Below are 5,571 nucleotides of genomic sequence, written 5' to 3'. Positions count from 1 at the left end.
GTACTGCCGTCGGCCATGAGCACCCGGGTGCCGGGCACGAAACTGTTACACGTGACGCCACTGCCGTGTCGGCGCGCCGTGGCTCCGGCCTCGCCCGCCGCCGCGGCACCACGACCGGCCCTCATCGCCGGTGCGAAAGTACCCAGAACCGGGATCATGGCAGCGCAGGAGATGCCGGCATCGAGGAAGCGGCTTTCTCATCCGGTAGCGCCTCGGTGTAGGCCTGCCGTGAGTAGCCATCGATCGCGGAGTGCAGGTAGACGTATCCGGCCCGGGCGCCAGCGGCCTTGCGGCGTGCGACGGCTCTGGCCTGGCGGCTGCCGCGGCCGTGACCGCACCAACCGCCTCCGTCGGAGATGCGGCCGACTCTCTCCACGTCGAAATGGACCATGTGTCCGGGACGGCGGGCGAGGATCCGCCGGGGCGTGCGGTTCGAGCCGCCCAGCGACGTCCCAGCCCGAGGCGCCGCAGGTGACGAGTGACGTTGCGGCGAGCGATGCGCATGCCCTCGGCGTGCACGTCGATCGTGATCCGGTTCGCTGACCACGTGCGGCTGCGGCGTAGCGACTCAATACGGGCCACGGTGCGCCCAGGGGGCCGTCGGTTGCCGGTGTGGCGTCGACGGCCGGCTGGCCAGGCCGAATACCCCGAACCGGCGATAGCGGTCGATCCACTTCGAGGCACACTGCCGCCAGATCCTCATCCCAGCGGCCACGTGGGCGATCGGACGATGCCGGCACCGAGCGATGAGACGACAACGGCCCTCGACAGACAGCGGGGCGTTACAGTGTGTGACACGGGACGGGCCCTTGCAGTTCGGCGGACGAGCAACTTGACGGTTCTCATCCTGCCGCCGCAAGACCTGTCCCCCTCACCCGGCCTTCACCCCAAACCTCAACAACCTCCCCGACCCACAACACTAGACACCGCTCGATCTACCAAGAGTCCCTCCTCACCTCCGCACCCACCCGACCGGCAACATCATTTCATGAGCAGCTTCTTACGAATCATGTTCCCACCAGTACAAGCACGTACCATCTCGAGGCAGTTCGTCATTTCCGGCACTGCCCGGATCGAAATTGTCCACACACAGGTCAATAGGACGGAAACCGTCCGGTCGATAGTCGCCACGGCGAGCTTTCCTCACCTTTGACAAAAAACGATACTCACTTACTCCATATTTAGAATAGTTCTCTTGAGCTTCTACGAGTGATACTTTGTTGGCACCCCCTGCAGAGGTTGGCCAGCGGAGTTGGGCAAGGTCGTCCTCCCAGAAGCACACCGGGCATATTCGATGAGAATTTGGCATCTCATCGTGGACGGTATAACCGCAGCACACACACGGATACTTGGCATTTTCCGCACTCATGGCACTATGACTCCTCTCTGTTCGTTGAAGTGATCGATTCCTGCGTCAGCCTTGTAATAGGTGACTATACCCTTGTCGCTCGCAATCCCAAACTCCCCCGTTTCCTTATCAAAGAAGTATCTCGTATCCCCGTCCCGGTTGACCATAACCCCCGGCCTACGCCCGTCACACATACACATCAAGTCTTCTGCTGCGTATGCATATTCCGCAGGAGTCTCGAAACCCATTTCGCTGCCATGCTTGTCGAAGTGATCATCCATGTTCGACTTGCTCGTCCAAGCGTCAGCACCACAATTTGCGTTGTGGACGAGGGCGAACTCGTCATCACCCAACGATACATAGTATGTGTGGAGGTGACTGACCGTCAGGTTGTATACACGCTGGATCTTTGCAGAGCTCCGTGCCGCTACAACTTCCTCGGCGTCGACCCAGCGGTCCTGGTTTTCGCTCCAGAAGGGGTGTTCGGTGGTGGTGGTGAGGGTGGTGGTGTCAATGAACGTTTTCCACTTGGCGTGGTAGAGCCTCAGCGCTGGTGGGGCTGGGTGTGGACAGAGGAGAAGCTCCTGGTAGACGAGTGATTGTCTAGATCAACTCTGTGGCTACCAGGAGCTTCGAGGTGCTTTCTTACCCGTCGGGGATGTCGGTGTCCAGTCGTGCGTGGAACATGCTGGTCGAGGCGTTGCGGCACGAACGGCGGGTACGCGGGACTCGGTGGCGGCGCCTGGAGGCGGGTCGGCAGGCCTTGTTGGTGCTGGCTTACCTGCGCAAAGGCGAGACCTATGCAGACCTGGCGGCCGGGTTCGCGATCGGTGTCACCACGGTGTTCCGCTATATCCGCGAAGCCCTGGGCGTCTTGGCCGCCCGCGCGATCGGGATCACCGAGGCGCTCGCAGTCGCCGCGCGCAAGGCCTTCGTCATCCTCGACGGCACGCTGCTGCGCATCGACCGGGTCGGAATGGCCACGGGCCGGGACCGCCCGTACTACTCCGGAAAACACAAAAGACACGGCGTGAACGTGCAGGTCCTCGCCGACCCGGCCGGGCGGTTGATCTGGGCCTCGCCCGCACTGCCCGGCGCCCGGCACGACATGGGCGCGGCCCGCGAGCACGGCCTCATCGAGGCCCTGACCGCCGCCGGGATCCGGGTCGTCGCCGACAGCGCCTACCGCGGCGCGGGCGTCAACGTCGACCTCCCGCACCGCCGCCGACCACGCGACAACGACTCCGACCACCGGCCCCGCCTCTCGGCGAACCAGAAAGCCGTCAACGCCGCCCACGCCCGACTACGCGGCCCCGGCGAACGCGCCAACGCCCAACTCAAAAGCTGGAAAGCCCTCCGCCGGATCCGAGCATGCCCACACCACGCGACCCAGCTCATCAACGCCGTACAGACCCTCATCCACGCAAGCTGAACCCAAGTGGAAAAGGCTCAATGCCGCTGCCGGTGAGGGTGGCGGTGACGGTGCGGGGGCCTTCCTCGCCGGTCTCCGGGTCGGTGGCCCACACCTTCTCGCCCACCTCGACGTCTGCGATCGGCTTGGTACTGCCGTCGGCCATCAGCACCCGGGTGCCGGGCACGAAACTGTTACACGTGACGCCACTGCCGTGTCGGCGCGCCGTGGCTCCGGCCTCGCCCGCCGCCGCGGCACCACGACCGGCCCTCATCGCCGGTGCGAAAGTACCCAGAACCGGGATCATGGCAGCGCAGGAGATGCCGGCATCGAGGAATTCACCCCGAGCCGCGTACAACCCGCAGTTGAAGCCGTCCGCGAACGCCCCGATAACCGGGATCAGTCCCGCGATGTCGAGCATCGTATGGCCCAGCTCGGCCACTTCGTCAGCCGACATGCTGCTCGCGGACGACACCGGCCAATCACTGAGTCTTTGCCAACCTGATCATGCGTTGGCGATCATGAGGGTCTGAACTGCGGCGATGAGCTCAGCGGCCTGGTTCGGGCTGGAGCGGATCTTGCGCAGGATGCGCCAGTTCTTCAGCTCGGCGTTGATCCGTTCACCCGGGCCGCGGCGTCGGGCGTGCGCGGCGTTGACGTCCTTCTGGTTCTCGGAGAGCTTGCGGTAGCGGCCGGTTTCCGGGTCGAGACGACGCCGCCGTTGCGGCACCGCGACCGTCGGGCCCGCACCCTGGTAAGCGGTGTCGGCGGCCGCGGGGAACTCGTAGACGGTGAGTGCGTCGATGATCCCATGCTCGCGGGCGGCACCCATATCGTGGCGCGCGCCGGGTAGCGGTGGAGAAATCCACACCAGCCAGCCGATCCGGTCCGCGATGACCTGCACGTTCAATCCATGCGCCTTGTGCTTGCCCGAGTAGAAAGCCCGGTCCTATCCCGAGGCCATCCCGACCCGGTCGATGCGCAACAGGGTGCCGTCGAGAATCACGAACGCCTCTCGGGCGGCGACCTCGATCGCCAGCTCCAGGCTCGGCGCCATGGCCGCCAGCACAGCGAAGGCTTCGCGGATAGAGCGGTAGACCGTCGAGGTACCCACTTCGAAGCCGCAGGCCAGGTCCGCGTAAGTCTCGCCCTTCCGCAGGTACGCGACCACCAGCAGAGCCTGCCGTCCCGCGGTGAGCTTGCGCCAGCGGGTCGCACGCTGGTGGCGGTACGCCCGCAACGCATCGGACAGCACGCCGAGCGCGCGGCTGGACACGGTCATCCCGGACGGGTATGAAAGCACCTTGCAGCTCCTGGTCGGACGGACCGATCTCAGCAATCACCCGTCCACCAGGAGCTTCACTCATCCGCGGTCACGCCACGCCGTACACACCCTGACCTGCCCACCCGCCAGGTTGGCAACGGCTCAATGTCGGTGTAGAGCACGAACAAGCTGCCCTGCAACACCTGCCGGTCCGGCAACGGCTTCAGCCCCGTCCTGCCCGCCGGGCGCACCGGCAGCACCGGCTCGACCCGCGACCACAACTCATCCGCCAACGACCCACGGTGCAGCCACACCAACATCAACTCCCTCGACGCGGCACTGGCTTCCCACGACACGGATCAGCACGGACCATGTGGCAGCGGTAGAACGCCACCTCTTTGGTACTAGGTACTCTGAGTGTATACCGTTACTGTGGGACCGTACTCTGCAGTAATCTCTCCTACGAACCGTTTGTCCGGGAAATCTCCATTCGCCTTCACCTGCCAACCTACACACATCTTTTCAGCGAGCACTTCCAATGCAACTTCTTCTTGGGTGGATTCGGCATCAAAGATGTCCCAGAGGTGGACGTGGTTGAGTGTTCGCTCCAACTCCGAAGGGCTCGACCCGAACCTTTCGCGCCATTGTTCGAAAGACGACTCATCGTACTTGAATCTTACAATCACACAGCCGGAAACCTCCACGAACTGAGGCATTATCAGTTCCGCGACAGCCATGCCGGAAGATAGTGGAACTCGCCTTGCCAGAAACCCTTGAAAGTCAACCCTAGGAGTGAAAGACCCACTCCACTCATCTACCTCAGGAAATTCCATTGGATCGAAGTCACTCAATTATACTCAACTCCTCAGGCGTTGCCGGGCGAACCTTGTTGGACGGTCTAACAAACATCTCTCCGGTGTTGGGGTTCATATGCCTCTCATATTCGACCACATGAGGTGTTGGAACTCCGCCGTGTGGCTTTCCTGTCACATCGACGCGCTTCAATGACTGGCCGTCCTCGCCATATACTTGATAATTTGTCACACGCCCGTTCGAGTTCTTGCGCACCAACACCTCGGCCCTTCGCCGCTTTCCCCACGCTCGCCGCCACCCTCACCTGCTGGGAAAACTCACCACGTTGAGATGTCCTCTTAGCTCGGGAGATTGATTTCTTAGCCCCGGCCTAAGAGGCTGTTCCTGATCTCAGGTGAGGCGTTTGCTGGTTGTGTGGATCATGGCCCAGCGGACGATGGCTTCGTGGTGTTCGGGGAGTCGTTCGTAGTCGCGTACGCAGCGGCGGTGTTGGTTGATCCAGGCCAGGCTGCGTTCCACGACCCACCGCCGGTGTAGTACCACGAACCCCGACTTGGCCTGCGAGTTTGGCGACGATGTCGAGGGTGATCCCGAACGTCGAGCGGGCCCGGTCGATGAGGGTGCCGGTGTAGCCGGAGTCGGCCCACAGGTGCCGCACGCTGGGGCAGTGGTGTTTCAGGCTGGCGAGGAGGTCCCGGGCGGCGGTGCGGTCCTGGGTGTCGGCGCCGGTGACCA

Annotated in this window: 8 protein-coding genes and 3 pseudogenes; 2 read left to right on the top strand and 9 right to left on the bottom strand. The window is 63.3% G+C overall.

What is annotated here, in order from left to right; translation table 11 throughout:
* Window positions 1-178: 178 nt before the first annotated feature.
* The 3 genes and pseudogenes from SACPADRAFT_RS30295 to SACPADRAFT_RS31220 all read right to left on the bottom strand — a co-directional run.
* A pseudogene (locus SACPADRAFT_RS30295) lies at window positions 179-775 on the bottom strand (IS481 family transposase); the annotation flags it as partial.
* A gap of 225 nt (window positions 776-1,000) precedes the next feature.
* Entirely contained in the window at window positions 1,001-1,369 is a 369-nt protein-coding gene (locus tag SACPADRAFT_RS30290) for a CPCC family cysteine-rich protein (protein WP_084258309.1), read from the bottom strand.
* The gene (locus tag SACPADRAFT_RS31220) at window positions 1,366-1,701 is read right to left on the bottom strand and encodes a hypothetical protein (RefSeq protein ID WP_157577056.1); all 336 of its coding nucleotides are present in this window, start codon (window positions 1,699-1,701) and stop codon (window positions 1,366-1,368) included. The genes SACPADRAFT_RS30290 and SACPADRAFT_RS31220 overlap by 4 nt, the downstream gene beginning before the upstream one ends.
* Window positions 1,702-1,722: 21 nt before the next feature.
* On the opposite strand from SACPADRAFT_RS31220, the gene SACPADRAFT_RS31215 reads away from it, so the two are divergent.
* Together SACPADRAFT_RS31215 and SACPADRAFT_RS0204290 are read left to right on the top strand one after the other, a co-directional pair.
* The gene (locus SACPADRAFT_RS31215; protein WP_198048262.1) at window positions 1,723-1,947 is read left to right on the top strand and encodes a hypothetical protein; all 225 of its coding nucleotides are present in this window, start codon (window positions 1,723-1,725) and stop codon (window positions 1,945-1,947) included.
* Window positions 1,948-1,985: 38 nt separating this feature from the next.
* Window positions 1,986-2,780: an IS5/IS1182 family transposase gene (locus SACPADRAFT_RS0204290; RefSeq protein ID WP_007026265.1), complete on the top strand. Its 795-nt coding sequence runs from the start codon at window positions 1,986-1,988 to the stop codon at window positions 2,778-2,780.
* Here SACPADRAFT_RS0204290 and SACPADRAFT_RS0204285 read toward each other — a convergent pair.
* The 6 genes and pseudogenes from SACPADRAFT_RS0204285 to SACPADRAFT_RS34455 all read right to left on the bottom strand — a co-directional run.
* Window positions 2,764-3,216 carry a hypothetical protein gene (locus SACPADRAFT_RS0204285; RefSeq protein ID WP_007026266.1) on the bottom strand — a complete coding sequence of 151 codons (453 nt, stop codon included), beginning with the start codon at window positions 3,214-3,216 and terminating at the stop codon, window positions 2,764-2,766. The two genes, SACPADRAFT_RS0204290 and SACPADRAFT_RS0204285, sit on opposite strands and share 17 nt — an antisense overlap.
* Before the next feature lie 48 nt (window positions 3,217-3,264).
* Window positions 3,265-4,062: pseudogene (locus tag SACPADRAFT_RS25545) on the bottom strand (transposase family protein).
* Between the two features lie 56 nt (window positions 4,063-4,118).
* Complete coding sequence (locus SACPADRAFT_RS29840; RefSeq protein WP_198048261.1) at window positions 4,119-4,316, bottom strand: hypothetical protein; 198 nt, start codon at window positions 4,314-4,316, stop codon at window positions 4,119-4,121.
* A gap of 111 nt (window positions 4,317-4,427) precedes the next feature.
* The gene (locus SACPADRAFT_RS31210; RefSeq protein WP_157577053.1) at window positions 4,428-4,874 is read right to left on the bottom strand and encodes a hypothetical protein; all 447 of its coding nucleotides are present in this window, start codon (window positions 4,872-4,874) and stop codon (window positions 4,428-4,430) included.
* Entirely contained in the window at window positions 4,867-5,091 is a 225-nt protein-coding gene (locus SACPADRAFT_RS34460) for a polymorphic toxin type 24 domain-containing protein (protein WP_407690012.1), read from the bottom strand. The genes SACPADRAFT_RS31210 and SACPADRAFT_RS34460 overlap by 8 nt, the downstream gene beginning before the upstream one ends.
* Window positions 5,092-5,206: 115 nt before the next feature.
* A pseudogene (locus tag SACPADRAFT_RS34455) lies at window positions 5,207-5,571 on the bottom strand (hypothetical protein); the annotation flags it as partial.

It is taken from the genome of Saccharomonospora iraqiensis subsp. paurometabolica YIM 90007 (assembly GCF_000231035.2).
Lineage (GTDB): Bacteria > Actinomycetota > Actinomycetes > Mycobacteriales > Pseudonocardiaceae > Saccharomonospora > Saccharomonospora paurometabolica.
The sequence above is the reverse complement of the archived record's forward strand: the minus strand, read 5'-3'. Positions and strand labels throughout refer to the sequence as shown.